19 protein-coding genes and 1 riboswitch are annotated in these 20,626 nt (G+C 69.4%); of the genes, 11 read left to right on the plus strand and 8 right to left on the minus strand.

Annotation, left to right across the window (positions count from 1 at the left end; genetic code table 11):
* Positions 1-151 precede the first annotated feature (151 nt).
* From ACFE6Z_RS00985 to ACFE6Z_RS00995, 3 genes are all read left to right on the plus strand, one after another.
* Positions 152-1,558, plus strand: coding sequence for a sigma 54-interacting transcriptional regulator (locus ACFE6Z_RS00985; RefSeq protein WP_375383829.1), 1,407 nt, complete (start codon positions 152-154; stop codon positions 1,556-1,558).
* A gap of 33 nt (positions 1,559-1,591) precedes the next feature.
* Complete coding sequence (locus tag ACFE6Z_RS00990; protein ID WP_375383830.1) at positions 1,592-3,634, plus strand: VWA domain-containing protein; 2,043 nt, start codon at positions 1,592-1,594, stop codon at positions 3,632-3,634.
* 136 nt (positions 3,635-3,770) lie between these two features.
* Positions 3,771-3,941, plus strand: a complete 171-nt coding sequence (locus ACFE6Z_RS00995; protein ID WP_375383831.1) for a CsbD family protein — start codon at positions 3,771-3,773, stop codon at positions 3,939-3,941.
* 81 nt (positions 3,942-4,022) lie between these two features.
* Here the strand turns inward: ACFE6Z_RS00995 and ACFE6Z_RS01000 are convergent, their stop codons facing one another.
* Positions 4,023-5,180 carry an SLC13 family permease gene (locus ACFE6Z_RS01000; protein WP_375383832.1) on the minus strand — a complete coding sequence of 386 codons (1,158 nt, stop codon included), beginning with the start codon at positions 5,178-5,180 and terminating at the stop codon, positions 4,023-4,025.
* A 29-nt stretch (positions 5,181-5,209) separates the two neighbouring features.
* On the opposite strand from ACFE6Z_RS01000, the gene ACFE6Z_RS01005 reads away from it, so the two are divergent.
* The 5 genes from ACFE6Z_RS01005 to ACFE6Z_RS01025 all read left to right on the plus strand — a co-directional run bounded on the left by ACFE6Z_RS01005 (position 5,210) and on the right by ACFE6Z_RS01025 (position 7,801).
* Positions 5,210-5,602, plus strand: coding sequence for an ester cyclase (locus tag ACFE6Z_RS01005; protein WP_375383833.1), 393 nt, complete (start codon positions 5,210-5,212; stop codon positions 5,600-5,602).
* A gap of 94 nt (positions 5,603-5,696) precedes the next feature.
* Entirely contained in the window at positions 5,697-6,131 is a 435-nt protein-coding gene (locus ACFE6Z_RS01010; RefSeq protein WP_375383834.1) for a hypothetical protein, read from the plus strand.
* Positions 6,132-6,236: 105 nt separating this feature from the next.
* Positions 6,237-7,079 carry an Fpg/Nei family DNA glycosylase gene (locus ACFE6Z_RS01015; protein WP_375383835.1) on the plus strand — a complete coding sequence of 281 codons (843 nt, stop codon included), beginning with the start codon at positions 6,237-6,239 and terminating at the stop codon, positions 7,077-7,079.
* Positions 7,080-7,115: 36 nt separating this feature from the next.
* On the plus strand, positions 7,116-7,634 hold the full coding sequence (locus ACFE6Z_RS01020; RefSeq protein WP_375383836.1) for a hypothetical protein: 519 nt from the start codon (positions 7,116-7,118) through the stop codon (positions 7,632-7,634).
* Positions 7,635-7,675: 41 nt separating this feature from the next.
* Entirely contained in the window at positions 7,676-7,801 is a 126-nt protein-coding gene (locus tag ACFE6Z_RS01025) for a hypothetical protein (RefSeq protein WP_375383837.1), read from the plus strand.
* A 23-nt stretch (positions 7,802-7,824) separates the two neighbouring features.
* Here ACFE6Z_RS01025 and ACFE6Z_RS01030 read toward each other — a convergent pair whose 3' ends face one another.
* A complete protein-coding gene (locus ACFE6Z_RS01030; RefSeq protein WP_375383838.1) occupies positions 7,825-9,330 on the minus strand; it encodes an MDR family MFS transporter in 1,506 nt (501 codons plus the stop codon).
* A 106-nt stretch (positions 9,331-9,436) separates the two neighbouring features.
* Here ACFE6Z_RS01030 and ACFE6Z_RS01035 point away from each other — a divergent pair, with 106 nt between their 5' ends.
* Positions 9,437-10,066, plus strand: a complete 630-nt coding sequence (locus tag ACFE6Z_RS01035) for a DUF1345 domain-containing protein (RefSeq protein WP_375383839.1) — start codon at positions 9,437-9,439, stop codon at positions 10,064-10,066.
* 33 nt (positions 10,067-10,099) lie between these two features.
* Positions 10,100-12,130: an ABC transporter ATP-binding protein gene (locus ACFE6Z_RS01040; protein ID WP_375384622.1), complete on the plus strand. Its 2,031-nt coding sequence runs from the start codon at positions 10,100-10,102 to the stop codon at positions 12,128-12,130.
* Between the two features lie 16 nt (positions 12,131-12,146).
* Here the strand turns inward: ACFE6Z_RS01040 and ACFE6Z_RS01045 are convergent, their stop codons facing one another.
* From ACFE6Z_RS01045 to ACFE6Z_RS01070, 6 genes are read right to left on the minus strand one after another with little or no spacing between them, the layout of a single operon-like run.
* Positions 12,147-13,091: a glycosyltransferase family 2 protein gene (locus tag ACFE6Z_RS01045; protein ID WP_375383840.1), complete on the minus strand. Its 945-nt coding sequence runs from the start codon at positions 13,089-13,091 to the stop codon at positions 12,147-12,149.
* 28 nt (positions 13,092-13,119) lie between these two features.
* Positions 13,120-14,265, minus strand: a complete 1,146-nt coding sequence (locus ACFE6Z_RS01050; protein WP_375384623.1) for a cysteine desulfurase family protein — start codon at positions 14,263-14,265, stop codon at positions 13,120-13,122.
* Positions 14,266-14,287: 22 nt separating this feature from the next.
* Positions 14,288-15,154, minus strand: a complete 867-nt coding sequence (gene nadC / locus ACFE6Z_RS01055) for a carboxylating nicotinate-nucleotide diphosphorylase (protein WP_375383841.1) — start codon at positions 15,152-15,154, stop codon at positions 14,288-14,290.
* Positions 15,148-16,854, minus strand: a complete 1,707-nt coding sequence (nadB, locus tag ACFE6Z_RS01060; protein ID WP_375383842.1) for an L-aspartate oxidase — start codon at positions 16,852-16,854, stop codon at positions 15,148-15,150. Before nadB ends, nadC begins: the two co-directional genes overlap by 7 nt.
* On the minus strand, positions 16,851-18,212 hold the full coding sequence (gene nadA / locus ACFE6Z_RS01065; RefSeq protein WP_375383843.1) for a quinolinate synthase NadA: 1,362 nt from the start codon (positions 18,210-18,212) through the stop codon (positions 16,851-16,853). The genes nadB and nadA overlap by 4 nt, the downstream gene beginning before the upstream one ends.
* A gap of 26 nt (positions 18,213-18,238) precedes the next feature.
* Positions 18,239-18,892, minus strand: coding sequence for an NUDIX domain-containing protein (locus tag ACFE6Z_RS01070; RefSeq protein ID WP_375384624.1), 654 nt, complete (start codon positions 18,890-18,892; stop codon positions 18,239-18,241).
* A 223-nt stretch (positions 18,893-19,115) separates the two neighbouring features.
* On the opposite strand from ACFE6Z_RS01070, the gene ACFE6Z_RS01075 reads away from it, so the two are divergent.
* A complete protein-coding gene (locus ACFE6Z_RS01075; RefSeq protein WP_375383844.1) occupies positions 19,116-20,306 on the plus strand; it encodes a MarP family serine protease in 1,191 nt (396 codons plus the stop codon).
* 83 nt (positions 20,307-20,389) lie between these two features.
* Positions 20,390-20,485, plus strand: a riboswitch (glycine riboswitch).
* The last annotated feature ends 141 nt before the right edge of the window (positions 20,486-20,626 follow it).

Here is a 20,626-nt window from a genome sequence, read left to right on the forward strand (position 1 = left end):
CGGGAACGAACCGTCAATGCCCCCCGACTCGTCGGGTACGGCACCATTCGACGTTACCAACTGATCTCATCCGGCTGTGTACAACACTGTCAAGGCGCTGAAGTTGCCGCATCCGGCCCTCATCGCTCCCGAGGCAACTTACTCTCTCGTCATGACATCGCCGCAGGTCTCGACGCCGCCGTCCGCGATCACCACCGTCGGAGCACTGCGCGCCTCAGGCCACACCTACCGACCGTTGCGGGTCGAGCTGCGTGAGAACCTCCTCACCGCCCTCGCCGACGGTTCCGATCCGTGGCCTGGAATCCATGGATTCGACACGACGGTGATCCCGCAGCTGGAACGCGCCCTCCTCGCCGGTCACGACGTGGTGCTCCTCGGCGAGCGGGGCCAGGGGAAGACCCGGCTCCTGCGCAGTCTCGCCGGCCTGCTGGACGAATGGAGCCCGGTGATCGCCGGCTCGGAGCTCGGCGAGCATCCGTTCCACCCGGTCACCCCCGCCTCGCGCCGACGCGCGTCGGAACTCGGCGACGACCTGCCGGTCGCCTGGCGACATCGCTCTGAGAGGTACACCGAGAAGCTCGCCACGCCCGATACCTCTGTCGCCGATCTGATCGGCGACGTCGACCCGATCAAGGTGGCTGAGGGCCGTTCGCTCGGCGACCCCGAGACGATCCACTACGGGCTCATCCCGCGCAGCCACCGCGGCATCATCGCGATCAACGAGCTGCCCGATCTCGCCGAGCGCATCCAGGTGTCTCTCCTGAACGTCATGGAGGAACGCGACATCCAGATCCGCGGATATGTGCTGCGACTCGATCTCGACGTCCTGGTCGTGGCGAGCGCGAACCCCGAGGACTACACGAACCGCGGGCGCATCATCACGCCGCTGCAGGACCGTTTCGGCGCCGAGATCCGCACCCACTATCCGCAGACGATGGAAGAGGAGATCGCGGTGATCCGGCAGGAGGCCGACCTGGTCGCCGCGGTTCCCGAGCACCTGCTCGAAGTACTGGCACGGTTCACCCGCAATCTTCGCGAGTCGGATGCTGTCGACCAGCGCGCGGGAGTGTCGGCGCGCTTCGCGATCGCGGGCGCCGAGACCATCGCCGCGGCCGCGCTTCATCGCGCGACCCGTCAGCACGAGGAGGTCGGCGTGGCGCGACCGGTAGATCTGGAGGCTGCCGTCGACGTGCTCGGCGGGAAGATCGAGTTCGAAACCGGTGAGGAGGGCCGGGAGCGCGCGACCCTCGAGCATCTCCTGCGCACCGCGGTCATCGAGACGGCGCGTGCCCACCTGCGCGGGATCGACGCCCGCGGGCTCGTCGATGCTCTCCACGACGGGGCGACGGTGATGACGGGCGAGCAGGTTCCGGCGGCCGACGTCCTGGCCGCGATGCCGGTGCTCGGCGAGTCGAACCTGTACGACGAGGTCGCCGAGCGGTTCGATGCGCACACCGCAGGCGAGCGCGCCGGGGCGCTGGAGCTGCTGCTGGAGGCGCTCTACCTGGAACGCCGGATCAGCAAGGACAGTGCCGCGGGGGAGACGGTCTATGGCTGAGGTCCGGTCTCTGGGCCTGTCGAAGGGCCGCTGATGGCACGCGGATTCCATCGCACACCCGCTCATACCAACAGGTACGGGCCCTATGACGGTGGTCCGGATCCGCTCGCCCCTCCCGTCGAGGTGCAGGAGGCGCTCGAGGCGATCGGGCGAGACGTCATGTCGGGCACGTCCGCCGAACGCGCGATGCGCGAGTACCTGCGCCGAGGCACCCGCGACACGCAGGGACTGGACGACCTGTCCCGCCGGGTGCGTGAGAGGCGCACCGAGCTCATCCGGCGCCATCGGCTCGACGGCACGCTGGAAGAGGTCCGCAGACTCCTCGACCACGCGGTGCTGGAAGAGCGCAAGCACCTCGTCCGCGACGTCGAGATGGACGACGACGACCGTTCGTTCGCCGAGATGCGCCTCGAGAACCTGCCGCCGAGCACCGCTGCGGCCGTGAACGACCTCGCCGACTATGAGTGGCGGAGCCCCGCGGCACGCGCCGATTATGAGCGCATCAAAGAACTGCTCGGCCGCGAACTGCTCGATCAGCGCTTCGCCGGAATGAAGAATGCGCTCGAGGGGGCGACGGATGCCGATCGCCAGGCCATCCGCGACATGCTCGCCGATCTCAACGAGCTGCTCGAAAAGCGCCGGCTCGGAGAAGACACCCCCGAGGACTTCGCCGAGTTCATGCGCACGCACGGCGCTCAGTTCCCCGAGAATCCGCAGAACCTCGATGAGCTGCTGGATGCTCTCGCCGAGCGCTCCGCGGCGGCGCAGCGCATGCTCAACTCCATGACTCCGCAGCAGCGGGACGAGCTGATGGAGCTGGCCGCCCAGGCGTTCGGGTCGCCGGAGCTCATGCAGTCGCTGTCGCAGCTCGACGATAACCTGCGCTCGCTCAGGCCCGACGAGGACTGGGGCGGCTCAGCATCCTTCTCCGGCGATGAAGCGACCGGTCTCGGTGAGGCGACCGGGATCATGCAGGATCTCTCCGACCTCGACTCGCTGGCCGACCAGCTGAGTCAGAACCATCCCGGCGCGCGGATGGACGACATCGACGTCGACGCGCTCGCGCGTCTGGTCGGCGACGACGCCGCCGTCAGCGCCCGTGCCCTGCGCGATCTCGAGCAGGAGCTGAAGAACACCGGGATGCTGCAGCGGGCGTCCGACGGAGCGCTGCGGCTCACCCCGCGTGCGATGCGCCAACTCGGCAGGGCGCTGCTGCGCGACATCGCCACCCGGGAGTCGGGACGCACGGGCCGCCGCGAGACGCGGCACACGGGCGCCGCCGGCGACCGCACCGGCTCGACGCGGGAGTGGGCATTCGGCGACACCGAGGCGTGGGACATCCCGCGCACGGTGTCCAACGCGGTGCTGCGCACTCTGGCCGACGGTGGCGATGCGTCGTCGGGGGTGCGGCTGGAGACGCGAGACGTCGAAGTGGTCGAAACCGAGGAGCGCACGCAGGCCGCCGTCGCGTTGCTGGTCGACACGTCGTTCTCGATGGAGATGGACGGCAGGTGGGTGCCGATGAAGCGCACCGCTCTGGCCCTGCATCACCTGATCACGAGCCGTTTCCGCGGCGACAGCCTGCAGTTGATCTCGTTCGCGCGCTATGCCGAGGTGATCGACATCGAGCAGCTGACCGCCAAGGAATCGGTGTGGGACAAGGGCACCAATCTCCACCACGCACTGCTGCTCGCCCAGCGGCATTTCCGTCGCAACCCCACCGCGCAGCCGGTGCTGCTCATCGTCACCGACGGCGAGCCGACATCGCACCTCGAACCGGACGGCACAACGTATTTCGACTATCCGCCGGATCCGCGCACCGTCGCGGTCACCGTTCGCGAGCTCGACAACGTGCACAGGCTCGGCGCCCAGACCACCTTCTTCCGCCTGGGAGACGACCCGGGACTCGCCCGCTTCATGGATGCTCTCGCCCGCCGCGCCGGCGGGACGGTCGTGGCGCCGGAACTCGATGACCTCGGCCGCGCGGTCGTCGAGAGCTACCTCGGGTCACGGCATACCGGCCGCGGCACCCCCGAGGACTTCGGCGAGATGCTGCGGGGCAGAGCCTGGTGGTAGGGCCGGTTGGTAGGGCCGGCTGGTGAGTGACTGATCCGCTTCCCGACGTCAAGCCCCTTCCGCGCACGACGTTCAGGAGCGTGGGATGGGATGCGGGCCGCGACGAATCCGGCGACCACCACCAGAGGAGACCACGATGGGCATCGACGACAAGATCAAGAACGCCGCAGAAGACCTCACCGGCAAGGCGAAGGAAGCGGCCGGCAAGGTCGCCGGCAACGAGCGACTCGAAGCCGAGGGCGATGTGGATCAGACGAAGGCGTCGGTGAAGAAGGCCGGCGAGAACGTGAAGGACGCGCTGAAGTAGGAGTCGGATCGGCCGGGGAGGCGCAGCGGCGATTCCCCGGCCTCCGCCATGTCCGGGGCAGTCCGGCCTCCTCGGCGATGACTACCCGAACGCGAGCGGGATGACCGACAGCCCGACCACGAGCGGCGCGGCCAGCAACCCGATCAGCATGTAGCGGCGCCACACCACTTCGACTCCGAGTGCCTGCAGGCGCTGATGCCACAGGAGCGTGGCGAGGGATGCCCACGGTGTGATGAGCGACCCGGCGTTCACCCCGACCAGCAGCGCACCCAGGCGGGCCGGGGAATCCGCGACCGACTCGAGCGCGAGATACGCCGGAAGGTTGTCGATGGCGTTGGCGCCCAGCATCCCGACTCCGGCTAGCTGCCAGAGCGACGGCAGATCGCTGCCCGTTCCCGCGATGACCTCGAGGATCGCGCGAGACCCCGCCGCCTCGAGGGCGGCGATCGCCAGGAACAGCCCCGAAGCGAAGATGACGAGCTGCCAGGGCACGAGCGCCGCGTGGATCACGCTCGGCGAACGCCAGACGAAGAGCGCGATCAGCAGGACTGCGGCCCCCGTCGCTGGAATCCACGGGGGAATGCCGCTGACCAGGAGCGGCAGGAGGAGGACGACGATCACGGCCGCGGCTCTCAGCTGGAGACGGTCGGAGATCGTCGGTCGCGGCGCTGCGGGGTAGCGGCCGCGCAACGCGCGTCGGTGGAGGATCCACAGCAGCAGAACCGTCACGATGATCGCGATCAGCGCGGGAAGCCCGAGGAGTGCGGCGAACTGCAGGGGCCCGGCCCCGAGGCGATCGGCGGCGAGGAGATTCGTCAGGTTCGACACGGGCAGCACGAGCGATGCCGTGTTCGCGAGCCAGACGGTGGTGAACGCGAACGGCATGACATCCAGGCGATGCGCCCGCGCGATCGTGATGACGACGGGCGTCAGCAGAACCGCGGTGGTGTCGAGCGAGAGCAACGAGGTGGCGGCGACCGCGAGGGCGACGATCAGGAGCCACAGTGCGAGGGTGCGTCCTCGAGCGAAGCGCGCGAGCGCGTCGGCGGCGACGTCGAAGACGCCCGCGGTCGCGGCGAGCTCGGCGACGACGGTGATCGCGACGACGAACAGCAGGATCGGCCACACCCGGTCGGCGATCGCGAATGCGTCGGCGAGCGGCAGGATGCCTGCGGCCACGGCGACAACGCCGGCCACCCACAGGGCGCCGCCGATTAGAGCGAGTCTCACGGCATCCATCCTCGCGCGAGCTCGCCGATAATGAGCAGGTGGAGACGTGGGAGGTGCGCGAGTGGTATGCCGACTACCTGGACGCATGCAACCGGCACGACCTCGACGCCATCCGTTCCTTCATCGACCCGGCGGTGCGGCGGGCGCACCTTCCCGGCGGCGCGGATGCGTGGGTGGCCGACCTGGCAGACCTGTTCCACGGATTCCCGGACTGGCGCTGGCGGCGCATTCAGCTGATCGTCGAAGACGATCGGGTCGCCGCGCATCTGCGGGCCACGGGGACGCACTCCGGACCGTTTCGAGGCATCGCGCCGACCCGTCGGCACGTCAACGTCGCCGAGTTCACGATGTACCGGGTGACCAACGGCCGCATCGCCGAGGTCTCGGGCACCGCCGACTCCCTCGAACTGATCCGGCAGCTGCAGGGCTGATCGGTCAGGATTCGAGAAGTGCCGTCGTGGCGTACGTCGTAGCGTGGGGTCAGGCCACGAAACGGCCGACCGAGCCCATCACGAGGAGCACCACATGGCCAACAAGACCGCCGGACTTTCCCAGGAAGAACGCGACGCCGTCAAGCAGCGCGCCGCAGAGCTGCGCGCGGAGGAGAAGGCCGGCAAGAGCCGTGCCGCCGGTGAGAAGGCGGTGCGCGAGGCGATCGCGGCCCTGCCGGACGAGGATCGCGTGCTCGCCGAGGGAATCGATCGGATCGTGACGGAGGTGGCCCCGCACCTCGTTCCGAAGACCTGGTACGGGTTCCCGTCGTACGCCGACGCGAACGGCAAGATCGTCGTCTTCTTCAAGGCCGCGTCGAAGTTCACCTCCCGCTACGCGACTCTCGGGTTCGAGGAGTCGGCGCAGCTCGACGACGGCGACCTGTGGGTCACCTCGTTCGCAGTGATCGCCCTGACCCCCCAGAGCGAGAAGACGATCGCGGACTACGTCCGCAAGGCCGCCGGCTGAGAAGCCGCCGGCTGGAGTTGCCCGGCTGAGAAGCCGCCGGCTGGTTGGTGACGCCGTGGTGGGAGGTGTCGCCCGGCTGTCCGATGCCCGTGGAATCATGGGCGCATGCCCGAATCCCCCGAGGTGCAGGCGCTCGTCGAGTTCCTGAGCGAGCGGGTCGTCGGCCACCTCATCTCCCGTGTCGACATCGCGTTCCCGAAAGCTCTCAAGTCGCCGTCGACGGATGAACTGGTCGGATGCCGGATCACCGGTGTCGTCCGCCACGGAAAGCTCGTCGACGTCAGTGCGCTCGGCACGACGGGCGAGCCGGTGCACGTGATCGTGCACTGGGGTCATGACGGCTGGCTGCTGTGGCACGATACGGTGCCTGCAGGCACCAAGCGCGCCGGCGATGCGACGCTGATGGCCCGATTCGGGCTCGATGACTCAGCAGGTTTCGATCTGACCGATTCCGGCACCTGGAAAGCCCTCTCGATCTTCGTCGTCGCCGACCCGGAAGGCGTGCCGGCCGTCGCCAAGCTCGGCCCCGACCCCACCGACGACGCCTTCACACGCGAGACGCTCGGCGCGATCGTGGCGGGCCGGCGCAAGCAGCTCAAGGCACTCCTGCAGGACCAGGCGGCGATCGCGGGTATCGGGAACGCCTATTCGGACGAGATCCTGCATGCGGCCCGGCTCTCACCGGTGGTCCACGCGGCAACGCTGTCGCCCCCAGAGGTCGACCGACTGTACGACGCGATGCGCAACATCCTGTTCTCAGCGATCCGGGAACGGCGCGGGCTGCCGCCCGAATCGCTCAAGGACGACAAGCGGGCGAATATGCGCGTGCACCGCCGACCCGGCGAAGCCTGTCCGGTGTGCGATGACGTCGTGCGCGAGTTCACGTTCTCCGGAGCTGCCGCGCATTACTGCCCGACCTGCCAGACCGACGGCGTCGTGCTGAGCTGACGAATTCCGCGTCGCGCGCGCCCGTATCCTGGTCGCATGGATGCCGACCCTGACGCGAACCTCTCGCCCGTGCGTCACCTCGCACGCACCCTGTTCACCGAGGACGCGATCTACGGTCTGATCCTGGTTTCGGGGATGATCGTGATCAGCGCGCAGATCGAGGGCGACCCGTGGGCGGCGTTCGTGACCGTCCTTGTCACCGTCGTCGTGTTCTGGATCGCGCACGTCTATTCGCAGGCGCTCGCGCTCTACGCTCGTCACCGCGTCGACCACAATCTTCGGCGCGCGATCGGTGAGGCGATGTACAAGGCACGCGGGATGCTCGTGGTCGCGGTTCCCGCTCTCCTGCTGCTGCTGGCCGGGGTGACCGAGGTGATCGACGACGATGTCGCGTTGACGACGGCGCTCGTCGTCAACGTCGTGCTGCTCGCGATCGTCGGCTGGATCGCCGTCGCCCGCTGGTCGCCGAGTCTCTGGGCACGGACAGGCGGAGCCGTGCTCACGGCTGCGTTCGGGCTCATCCTCACAGCCCTCAAGGCGTTCGTCCACCACTGAGTGCCACCCACGGCGACGACGGGCGGGTCTAGGCTGGACGGATGACCACGCCCCAGCTCGCACCGCTCATCGTTCTTCAGCCCACCGCTGCCGCCCAGAACGACGTCGCAGGTGCTCCCGCCGACACGGCAGACCAGTGCTGCGGCGGAGGCTCCTGCTCGATCTGAGCCGCGATCCAGACTCGTCCGACTCAGTGCGCGAAGTGCTGCTCGCCGTCGGGGTCATCGTCGGGCTTGCGGACGAAGAACGCGCCGACGATGGTCAGCAGTGACACCACGGCACCCACGAAGAATGCCGCGCGCACGCCGGCCGCCTGGGCTGCGATGTCGCTGATGTCCGAGCTCTGTGCGCCTGCGGTGACCGCCGACATCACGGTGATGAAGATCGCGATGCCGGTGGCGCCCGCCACCTGCTGCACGGTGCTGACCACGGCGCTCCCGTACGAGTAGAAGCGCTTCTCGAGTGAGCCGAGCGAAGCCGTGAACAGCGGCGTGAACGACATCGCGAGTCCGAGCGAGAGCACTACCTGCCCGACGACGACTGCCCATACCGGCGTCGTCTGGGTGAGGGTCGCGTAGAACCACAGCGCGGCGGCGGCGAGGATCGAACCGGGGATGATGAGCACTCGCGTACCCCACCGGTCGTAGATGCGGCCGATCAGCGGGCCGGTGAAGCCCATGATGAGGGCGCCGGGCAGCACGATGAGACCGGTCTCCAGCGGTGAGACGCCGAGCACGTTCTGCAGGTAGATCGGGAGCACGGTGAGCGAGCCGAAGAACGTCAGCGACAGCACGAACATCTGCGCCATCGCGATCGAGAAGTTCACCGAGTTGAAGACGCGGAGATCCAGGAGGGCGCTGTCGGTGCGCTGGAGGCGCAGCTGCCGCCCGATGAACAGGGCGAGGGCTACGACGCCGACGCCGAGCGAGATCCACAGCGACATCGCGGCGGTGGCGGACGCAGCACCCGCAGCGGCTCCTGAGTCGTGCGCCACTGCGCCGCCGATCTGGCTGAGGCCGTAGACGACACCGCCGAACCCGAGCGCCGACAGCACGATCGAGAGTGTGTCGATCGGAGCCGAGCGCGTCTCGCCGACGTTGGTCACCCACTTCGCGCCGATCAGCAGCATCACCAGGGCGATCGGGAGGACGATCCCGAACATCCAGCGCCAGCTGAGCGTTTCGAGGATGATGCCTGAGAGGGTGGGGCCGATCGCGGGTGCCACCGAGATGACGACCGTGACGCGGCCCATCATGCGTCCGCGAGCGTGCGCCGGCACGAGCGTCATGATCGTGGTCATCAGGAGCGGCATCATGATGGCGGTGCCGGATGCCTGGATGACGCGTGCGAGGAGAAGCACCTCGAACCCGGGCGCAGCGAACGCGGTGAGGGTACCGGCGGAGAAGAGCGCCATCCCGCCGATGAACGCCTGACGGGTGCTGAACCGCTGGAGGAGGAACCCGGTGATCGGGATCACGACGGCCATCGTGAGCATGAAGGCGGTTGTCAGCCATTGTGCCTGGAGCGCGGTGATGCTCAGGTCGACCATGAGGTGCGGGATGGCGACGTTCATGATCGTCTCGTTGAGGATCACGACGAACGCTGCACCCATGAGCAGCCAGATCACTCGAGAATCGCGGGCGCTGAGGCCGGCGGGCGCGCTCACGGTGCGCAGGCTGTCGGTGTCGGCAGTCATGGAAAAGTCTCCTCCGGGCGATCGCGTCACCCTGTCGATGCCGCTCGTTCGAGGCCAACGGCGTGCGGCGGCGTGCAATTCCCGATCCGCGTGAAACGATCCGATCATGCGAGCCATCCCGGAACCGATCCGCCGCATCCTGGTCGCGGTCATCTGCGGGCTCCTGGCGGGATTCGCCACCGGTGGCGCCCTCGGTCTGGCCGCCGGGCTCCTGGCCGGATGGGGTGCGGCAGCGCTGGTCACCGACATCTACATCCTCGTGGTGGTCTGGCCCATGGATGCCGAGAAGACGCGGACGCACGCCCTGCGCGAAGACCCGGGCAGACGGACGGCGCGTCTCATCTCACTGCTCGGCAGCCTCGCCAGTCTGGGCGGAGTCGCGGTCGTGCTGCTCGAATCGTCGAGCCTGGGGCGCCCGGAATCGTTCGTCCTCGCCGGCATCGCGGTTGTCAGCGTGGTGGCCTCGTGGGCGCTCATCCAGCTCGACTACATGCTGCGGGTGGCGCGCGTGTATTACGCCGAACCGGTAGGCGGGATGAGCTTCAACCAGGACGAACCCCCGATGTACACCGACTTCGTGTACTTCGCCGTCGGCCTCGGCATGACCTACCAGGTCGCCGACACCAACCTGCAGACCAATGAGCTGCGCCGGATCGTGATCGCGCAGACCTTGCTCGCCTACCTCTTCGGTGCGGTGATCCTCGCGACGGTGATCAACCTCGTCTCGAACCTCTAGCAAGGGGAGCGGGGTTACGCTGACCGGATGAGCATGGGCATGCGCGGAGGTGCCGGGCGCGGCGGAGGGCTGGTCGACCCGGCGGTCCAGAAGCGCGCCAATGCGGCCGCGCCGAAGATCCCCGACCTGCGGGGCCGAATCCTCTCGCTGTTCCGCCCCTACCGCGGCACGCTCGTGATCACCGGCTTCCTCGTCGTGATCAGCGCCGCCCTGGGAGTCGTTCCCGCGCTGGTGATCGAGCGGATCTTCGACGAGGCACTGTTCCCGCCGTCCGGCGGGCCGCAGATGGCACTGCTCATCGAGCTGGTCGTGCTGATGATCGTGCTCTTCGTCGCGTCGTCGGGCATCAACATCGTCCAGACGTTCCTGACCTCGTCGGTCGGCAACCGGGTGACCGGCGACCTGAGGATGCGATTGTTCTCCCATCTGCAGCGCATGGACCTCGCCTTCTTCACCCGCACGAAGACCGGGGTGATCCAGTCTCGGCTGCAGAACGACGTCGGGGGAGTGGCGGGGGTGCTCACCTCGACGCTCACCAGCATCCTGGGCAACCTCGTGACGGTGATCGCGTCGCTGGTCGCGATGATCCTGATCGACTGGCGCCTGACGATCATCGCTGTGATCCTGCTGCCGATCCTTGCGATCGTGCAGCGGCGGGTGGGCATCGTACGTGCGCGGATCGCCGGCGAGACGCAGGAATCGCTGTCGGAGCTGACCGCGATCACCCAGGAGACCCTGAGCGTCTCGGGCATCCTGCTGTCGAAGTCGTTCAACCGCCAGCGCACCGAGGAGGCGCGGTACGAGGCCGAGACCGCCAATCAGGTGCGCCTCCAGGTGCGTCAGACGATGAGCGGCCAGTGGTTCTTCGGCATCGTCGGCGTGCTGATGTCGTCGGTTCCCGCGATCATCTACCTGGTGGCGGGATTCATCATCACCGGCGGGAGCGCCGACATCACCGCCGGTGTCATCGTCGCCTTCACCACGGTGCAGGCGCGGCTCCTCTTCCCGCTGATGGCACTGATGCGGGTGGCGCTCGACCTCCAGACCTCCCGCGCGCTGTTCGCCCGCATCTTCGAGTACCTCGACCTGACCCCCGCGATCCAGGACGCGCCCGATGCGATCCCGGCATCGGCCGCGCCTGGCCCCCAGGGCTCGGTGGAGTTCCGCGACGTCGTGTTCCGGTATCCGGATGCGGCGGACGACAGCCGGCCGACGCTGGACGGCGTGTCGTTCCGCGTCGAACCCGGTCAGCACGTGGCGTTCGTCGGCCCCTCCGGCGCGGGCAAGACGACGGTGATCTACCTGACGCCGCGCATGTACGAGGCATCCGCAGGCACGGTCATGTTCGCGGGCGAGGACGTCCGCCGCCTGACGCACGAATCGATCATCGACGCCGTCGGCATCGTGTCGCAGGAGACCTACCTCTTCCACGCGACGATCGGCGAGAACCTGCGCTACGCCAAGCCCGAAGCGACGCAGGAAGAGATCGAGGAGGCGTGCCGGGCGGCAAACATCCACCACGTCATCGCCGGCTTCGAGCAGGGCTACGACACGATCGTCGGCGAGCGCGGGTACCGGCTCTCGGGCGGCGAGAAGCAGCGCATAGCGATCGCGCGCGTGCTGCTGAAGGACCCGCCCGTGCTGCTGCTGGACGAGGCGACCTCCGCCTTGGACACCGTCTCGGAGCGCGTCGTGCAAGAGGCCCTGGATGCCGCGGCCCGGGGCCGCACGACTCTGTCGATCGCGCATCGGCTTTCGACCGTGATCAACGCCGACGTCATCCACGTCGTCGAGGCCGGCCGGATCATCGAGTCCGGCACGCATTCCTCGCTGCTCGAAGCGGGCGGCCTCTACGCCGAGCTGGCCGCGCAGCAGCTGGCGACCTCGCGCGTGCTGGAGGTCGAGGAGTCGCTGCCGGGAAGCGACCACCCCGATCGACGTGGCGACCGCGCCCCCGCGGCCGACGCCACGGATCCGATCGCCGCCGACACACCCGTCGACACGGGAGCGTTCGATACCGCTGCGTTCGAGACCGCTCCGTTCGAGAACGACGTGCGGCGCTGAGCGCCGGGCGTTCCGCTCACCAGAGCAGCGCTGCGGCGACCTGCTCCGTCGGCTCGGCGTCGCCGCGGGCGTTCAGCGCGCGCACGAACGCGCCGAGCGCACGGCGATACCCATCGTCGGGGTGCGTGTGCGCGATCCGCACGAGGGGCGGGACATCCATCGCCAGAATGAGCCTGACGCGGGCGCTCGCGGCTGCGGGGTGGCCCGCGGCATCCAGCACTCCGACGCCACCCGCCATCGCCTCGAGGTAGTCGTGGAGGACGGGCAGAGCATCCTTGTGCTGAGTGATCGAGCTGCCGTCGGCGCGCTCGCGCCATTCCACGACAACGTCCGGGATGACATCGAACGCCCGGGCCCGCGTGTACAGCTGCTGGGCGACGACCTGGTCTTCATACAGCTTCCCGACCGGGAAGCGCAGTCCGGTGCGCCGCCACAGATCGATGCGGCTCACCTTCGACCACGCGACGATGTTGGCGGATGCCTCGGGGTGCGCGTCGATCGTCGTGCCGGTGCGCGCGGGGTCTGTCGCGGCAGCGACCCACGGCTGCACGACGCCGGGAACGTAGGCGCCGAGCGCGTCGGGCCGCAGGCGCACGTAGGCGCCGACGGCGAAGTCGCTGCCGCTCGCCGCGACCGTGCCGACGAGGCGCTCGAGGGCGTGTGGTGTCATGCGGTCGTCGGCGTCGAGGAACCCGACGAACGGCGTCTCGACGAGGTCGATGCCGCTGTTGCGGCCCGCCCCGAGGCCCCGCCGGCGATCATGGTGCACGACCCGGAAACGCGCGTCTGCCTTCGCGGCCGCCTCGAACATGTCGCCCGTGGCATCGGTCGATGCGTCGTCCACGAGCACTGCCGTCCAGTCGGGCAGGCTCTGCGCCAAGAGCGAGTCGAGAGCCTCCTCGGCGTAGTTTGCGACGTCGAATCCCGGCACGATGACGGTGACCGCGGGTCGGGTGCTCACCCGGCCGATTCTATGGTCGCCCGTCGGGTCAGGACCCGACAGCGGCGACGGATGCTGCGACCGCCGCCGCGACGGCATCCAGAGGTGCCCGCAATCCGTGCGGGAACGTGAACCGCACGGCCGTCTGGGCCACCTCGGCGGAGATGCCCATCGCGAGCAGCACGTGGGAGGGCTCGTCGCTGCCGGCCGCGCACGCCGATCCGCTGGAAGACACGATGCCGCGGCGTTCCAGTTCGAGCAGCACCGCCTCGCCGCTCGTGCCCGCGAAGGTGAAGCTGGCGGTGCCGGGCAGACGGTGAACCGGGTCGCCGGTGAGCCGAGCCGACGGCACGGCCCGCAGCACCTCGCCGATGAAGGCGTCGCGCAGGGCGGCGACGGCGGCGGCATCCGCTTCTCGCTCTGCCTCGGCGAGATCCAGGGCCGTGGCGAGGGCGACGGCGCCCGCGACATCCTCGGTGCCACTGCGGCGCCCGTTCTCCTGCCCGCCGCCGTGCAGCAGCGGTTCGATCGGGATCCGACCGCGGACGCCGAGTGCACCGGTGCCCTTGGGGGCGCCGAGCTTGTGCCCGGCGATCGAGATCGCGTCCACCCCGAGGTCCGCGATCGACAGGGGCAGCCACCCGGCGGCCTGCACGGCATCCACGTGCACGACGACGCCGCGCGCGGCCGCTTCGACGGCGGCCGCGATCTCCGCGACCTCCTGCACCGTGCCGACCTCGTTGTTCGCGTAGCCGAGGGTGACCAGCGCCGTGTCGTCGCGCACGGCGGCGGCGACAGCGGCGGGATCGACCCGGCCCGACGCGTCGACGGACACGTGTGTGACGTCGAATCCGTGCACGCGCGCGAGATACGCGGCCGATTCGAGGAGAGACTCGTGCTCGATCGGGGTCGTGATGACGTGGCGCGCGCCGCGCCCGAGTGCCGCGGCGATCGCGATCCCCTTGACCGCCAGGTTGTTGGCCTCGGTGCCGCCGGAGGTGAAGACGACGTCGCTTCGCCGCATCCCGAGCACGCGAGCAACCCGCGCACGCGCGTCATCGAGCGCCTCGGCGGCCGACTCGCCGGTCGTGTGGTGGCTGGAGGCGTTGCCGAAGCGATGCGTCAGAAACGGCATCATCGCGTCGAGCACCTCAGGCCGCACCGGCGTGGTGGCGGCGTTGTCGAGGTACAGCATGCTCATGCCGTGAGCGCGATGCTCATGCTGCCGGCGCTTCCGTGATGCGGATGTCGAGCCCGAGGTCGAGTGCGCGTGCGGAGTGGGTGAGTGCCCCGACCGAGATCACGTCGACGCCGGTCTCGGCGATCGCGCGGACGGTCTCGAGGTTCACTCCGCCCGATGCCTCGACCTTGGCGCGACCGGAGACCTGAGCGACTCCGGTCCGCAGGTCGTCGAGCGAGAAGTTGTCGAGCATGATCGTGCCGATGCCGGCGGCCAGGACCGGCTCGATCTGGTCGAGGCGGTCGACTTCGACCTCGACGTGGGTGGTGTGGGGGAGCAGGTCGATCGCGGCCTGCAGCGCTTCGGTGACCGACATTCCGCGCTGGGTGAGCACGGCCAGATGATTGTCCTTGACCATGACGGCGTCAGACAGCGAGTAGCGGTGGTTGCGGCCTCCGCCGTCGACGACGGCGGCGCGCTCGAAGGCGCGCAGCCCCGGGGTCGTCTTGCGTGTGTCGACTATCCGGGCGTGCGTGTGGGCGACCTCGGCGACGTAGCGGGCGGTGAGCGTGGCGATCCCCGACATCCGCTGCGCGAAATTGAGGCCGATGCGCTCGCCGGTGAGCACCGAGCGCGCCGGTCCTCGTACGATCGCCAGCGTCTCGCCGGGCTGGAAGGACGCGCCGTCCTTCACGCTGAGCTCGACCTGCACGCGGGGATCGGTCAACCGGAACGCCGCCGCGAACACCTCACCCCCGCTGAAGACGCCGCTCTCGCGCGCCACGAGGGCGGCTTCGGCGACGGCGGATTCCGGGATGAGCGCCTCGCTCGTAAGGTCGCCCCAGGGTGCGTCCTCTTCGAGTGCCGCCGCGACGACGCGGTCGATGCTCGCCCGGGTCAGCATCCCGCGGCTCCGACCGACACTGCGGTTGCGTCAAGACTCACTCTTTGATCAGCCACGCGGATCAAAGGGTGAGTCTGCGGAGCGGCTGCGTCCGCCCCGGCGGCGATCCGGTCGCCGGCGGCCGTGCCGGAGGCGTCGCGCCGGTAGTGCGCTCCGACGGACTCCGTGCGCGCCAGTGCCGCCGCGACGACGTGCTCGGCGACCAGCAGCAGATTCTCGTCTTCGCACTCCGACTCGGTGATCGCACGCCCTGCCGCGGCGCGCCAGCCGGCGATCATGCCCGCGGCATGCCGCAGCCCGTCCGCATCGCGGACGAGGCCCGCGTCCTCCCACATGAGCTGCTGCAGCGCTCCGCGCGAGAACGGGGGCCGATCGCCGGACGAGGCAGGCCCGTCCGTGCGCGCCGCGGGGGTGCCCTCCGACGGGTGGGCGACACGATGCGGGCCTGCGGGCCAGATTCCGGATGCTGTGTCCGCCGCGATCACGTCGCCGGCACGTGCCCCGAAGACGGCGCCCTCCAGCAGCGAGTTCGAGGCCAGGCGATTCGCGCCGTGTACGCCCGTGCGGGCGACCTCGCCGACCGCGTACAGGCCGGCGATCGTCGTGCGGCCCTGCAGATCGGTCGTCACGCCGCCCATCAGGTAGTGCGCGGCCGGGGTGACCGGGATGGGCTCTTTCGCCCAGTCCAGGCCACGGTCGCGCACGGCGCGGTCGATCGTCGGAAAGCGCCGGGCGAGGAATTCGGCGCGCTCGGCCTCGGTCGGTCGAAGGCCCGTGGCGTCGAGGTAGACCGGCCGGCCGTCCTGGACCTCCATCTGGTGCGCGATCGCCCGCGCGACGACGTCGCGGGGTGCGAGCTCGCCGTCCGGGTGGGCGTCGAACGTGAATCGACGCCCGTGCTCGTCGATGAGGGTCGCACCCTCGCCGCGCACGGCCTCCGACACCAGGAACGACTCGCCCACTGCCAGCACCGTCGGATGGAACTGGAAGAACTCGAGATCGGAGACATCCGCGCCCGCGCGCAGCGCCGCGGCGATGCCGTCACCGGTCGCCACCGAGGGGTTGGTCGTGTGCGCGTAGAGCTCTCCGGCGCCGCCGGTGGCGAGCACGACGGCGTCCGCGTCGACCGTCTCGCGGCGGCCGGTGACAGCGGGTTCACCGGCGGTCGCCGCGTGGTCGCCGACGAGCAGCTCGACGCCGCGCACGCGACCATCCCGCACCACGAGGTCGACGAGGAACGCGTGCTCGATCACCCGCACATCGCTCGCGCGCAGCGAGGCGACCAGGGCCTTCTCGATCGCGGTGCCCGTGGCATCCCCACCCGAGTGGAGGATCCGGGGGTACGAGTGCGCCGCCTCCAAGCCCTTCACGTACTGCCCGTCGGATGCGCGGTCGAACGCGACTCCCAGCGCGATGAGCTCGCGGATCCGGGTGGGGCCCTCCTCAACGAGCACGCGCACCGCCGCGGGATCGCTGAGTCCGGCGCCCGCGACGAGGGTGTCGTGCACGTGATCCTCCACCCGGTCGTCGTCGAACATGACACCGGCGATGCCGCCCTGGGCGTACCGCGTGTTGGCGTGCTCGAGCACGTCCTTCGTCACGAGCGTGACGCGGCATCCCTTCTGCACGGCGTGCAGGGCGACCGTGAGCCCGGCGATGCCGCTGCCCACCACGATCGCGTGGACGGGGGCGGCGATCACGAGGCGTTCTCCCATGCGGCGGCCGGGGCTTCCGGCGGCTTGGCCGCCAGCATCCGCTCGAGAGCGATCCGTGCCGGTTCGGCGACATCAGCGGGCACCGTGATGCGGTTGAGCACCCGGCCCTCGACCAGGCCTTCCAGCACCCACGCCATGTAACCGGGGTGGATGCGGTACATCGTCGAGCAGGGGCAGACGACGGGGTCGAGGCAGAAGATCGTGTGCTGAGGATGCTCGGCCGCGAGGCGCTGCACGAGGTTGACCTCGGTGCCGATCGCGAAGACGGTGGGCTCGGTCGCGGCCTCGACCGCCTTGCGGATGTAGTCGGTCGACCCGGATTCGTCCGCGGCGTCGACCACGTCCATCGGGCACTCCGGGTGCACGATCACCCGCACGCCGGGGTAGTCGGCGCGCGCCTTCGTGATCTGGTCGACGCTGAACCGCCGGTGCACCGAGCAGAAGCCGTGCCACAGGATGACGCGGCTGTCTTCGAGCGTGCGCACGTCGTTTCCGCCGAAAGGCCTGCGCGGATTCCACATCGGCATCTGCTCGAGCGCCACGCCCATCGCCTTCGCGGTGTTGCGGCCGAGGTGCTGGTCGGGGAAGAACAGCACGCGGCGCCCGCGCTCGAACGCCCACTCGAGCACCGTGCGGGCGTTGGAGGAGGTGCAGACGATTCCGCCGTGGCGCCCGACGAAACCCTTTATCGCGGCCGACGAGTTCATGTAGGTCACCGGGATGACGGGCACGAGGCCCTCGGCGTCCTGGGCATCCATGTCGCCGTAGATCTCGGCGAGCTGCTCCCAGGCCTCTTCGACCTGGTCGATGTCGGCCATATCCGCCATCGAGCAGCCGGCGGCGAGATTGGGCAGGATCACGGCCTGATCGGGCCCGGAGAGGAGGTCTGCGGTCTCGGCCATGAAGTGCACGCCGCAGAACACGATCGCCTCCGCCTCGGGGTGTGCCTTGGCCGCATTCGCGAGCTGGAACGAGTCGCCCACGTAGTCGGCGTGCGCCACGACCTCCTCGCGCTGGTAGAAGTGTCCCAGCACGACGACCCGATCACCCAGGGTGGCCTTCGCGGCGATGATGCGAGCATCCAATTCCTCCGCGGATGCCGCGCGGTACTCGGCCGGCAGTTCGCCCTGGCGCGGCGAACCGGTGGGGATCACATCGCCCATCGACGATCCGGGGCCGTAGCCCGGCCGATCGTCGAACACCCAGGGCCCCGCCGCGAGGTCGGTGTTGCAGGTCGCGGCGGTGGAGGCGCCGGCGACGATCGCCTGGATCTCGTGATCGACCGAGGGATCGATCACAGCGTCGATCGGCCGAGGCTCGATCGTGAGGAAGGTGGCGGCCATTTCGGTGTCTCCTAGCGGGTTCGGGCTCAATGACGGACGACGAGCGGCCCGCGGTCCGCGAGTTCGACGTCCTGGTCGTACCGATACAGCCGTGCCGGGCGATGACTGCCCGTGCGGAACCGTTCGGTGGGGGTGATGGCGTGCGAGCCCTCCGCCTGACGGCGGAAGTTCGCAGGATCGAGGCGGCGTCCGAGGATCGCCTCGTAGACCTCGCGGAGCTCGGCGAGGGTGAATTCGTCGGCGAGGAGGCCGTGCGCGATCCGGCTGTAGCCGACCTTGTTGCGTAGGCGCCAGAGCGCGTAGTCGACGATCTCGTTGTGGTCGAACGCGAGGCGGGGCAGAGCCGCCGCGTCGAACCACGACACGTTCTCCTCGGCGGCGGCCGCGGTCACCTCGTCTGGGCGCAGCAGCGCCCAGTAGATGATCGAGACGACGCGGGTGGGGGAGCGGTCGACGTCGCCGAACGCGTACAGCTGCTCGAGATAGCTCGGCGTGAGCCCGGTGGTTTCGGCGAGGGTGCGGGATGCTGCGGCATCCAGGCTCTCGGAAGAGTCGAGCCATCCGCCCGGCAGCGCCCAATCGCCCTCGAACGGATCGCGGGTGCGGCGCACCAGGGGGAGTACCACGGAGGGGCACGTGTCGCCTTCGTCGCGGCGAAGGCTGAAGATCACGGTCGACACGGCGACGCGCGTCACGTCGCCGTCGGTGCCGACTGCCGCAGCGACCGGCGATCCTCTGTGTGTCATACGTGTTCCAGTCATAGTGACTCTAACTCCCGGGGACGATCTTATAGTCGCATCGACCAAAAGACAAACCGCCGCGGTCGACGCCCGCGCGCTGTGGCCGGCTTCACAGGGATGTTGCGTACGCTGAAGCGCGCAGTCCGCATCCTGAGAGGCCGCCGTGCTCATCGTCGACGTCATCCTGATCGCCCTGCTGATCGCCGCGCTCGCGGCCGGCATCGCCAGCGGCGCCGTCGCGAGCCTCGGAGCTCTGCTGGGTCTCGTCGCGGGAGGCCTCGCCGCCCTCTGGCTCATGCCGATCGTCAACGACGCGTGGCCGGCCCAATCGTTCCGCCCGTTCGCTGTGCTGATCGCGGGGCTCCTCCTCCTCGGCATCGGCGTCGGAGTCGGAGCGGCGATCGGGCGTGCGATCCGCAGCGGCGTCGATCGGACGGCGCCCTTACGCGTCATCGACCGCATCCTGGGCGGCATTGCGAGCGTCGTCGTGGCCGCTCTCGCGATCTCGCTCGTCGGCGCGGGCGTCGCAGCGACCGGGTCGCCGGTGATCTCCTCCGCGATCGCGTCATCGCGAGTTCTGCAGACGATCGAGGAGCTCACCCCCGATCCCATCGATGCGACCCTCGCGCAACTGCGCGCCGCGGTGCTCGACGACGGCATCCCCCGTATAGCCGCGCTCCTCGGCGGCGACGCCGCTCCCACCGCCGCGCCGGTCGTGCTCGATGATCCTGCGCTGACGCAGGCCGCAGCATCCGTCGCCCTCATCTCCGGCGTCGCGTACGCCTGTGCGACCAGCTCCACCGGTTCGGGCTTCGTGGTCGCCCCCGACCGCGTCGTGACCAACGCGCACGTCGTCGCAGGGGTGGAGCGGCCCGTCGTGCAGCTTCCCGGCCGCGATGCGCGCGAGGGCACGGTGGTGTACTTCGACCCCCTGGGCGATCTCGCGGTGATCGCGGTGCCCGACCTCGGCGCATCCGCACTGCCGATCGTCCCGACGCTGACGCCGGGGTCGGCCGCCGTGGTGCAGGGGTATCCCTTCGGCGGACCGTTCACGTCGGTCAACGCCCAGGTGCTCTCGGTCGGCACGACGGAGGTGGAAGACATCTACGCGGGTCCGTCGCATCCGCGTGAGATCTATGCGCTCAACGCCGTGGTGCGCCCGGGCAACTCAGGCGGCCCGCTCCTCACCGGAGCGGGCGAGGTCGCCGGGGTCGTCTTCGCCCGCGACCAGAACGACGACAACCGCGGGTACGCGATCACCCCCGCCGAACTGCTGCCCGTCGTGGCGGAGGCCGCCGCCCTCGTCGATGCCGTGTCGTCCGGAGTCTGCACGACGGCGCCCACCCGCCCCTGACCCGCAATGCACCCTCGGTTCCCGCAGTGCACCCTCGGTCAGGCCCGGCCGCTATGCTGGTCGCGCAACTGAACACAGGCCGAATGTCACGTGCGGGAGAGCCCCGTTCCTGCGGGAACGGGCACCGAAGGAGCAAGCCTCCCCGCCAATCTCTCAGGTCCGCGTACCGCGCGTGTCCGGCCGCTCTGGAAAGCGATTTCGAGCGAGAGCTCGACGTCCGCCCACGGTGAAAGCGCGAGCATCCTCCGGGATTCTCGGCGAAGCTCTCAGGCCCGCGACAGAGGGGGAGTTCAGAGGCGTCATCCGACGCCTCCCCGCAC

The organism is uncultured Microbacterium sp., assembly GCF_964244775.1.
Taxonomy (GTDB): Bacteria; Actinomycetota; Actinomycetes; order Actinomycetales; family Microbacteriaceae; genus Microbacterium.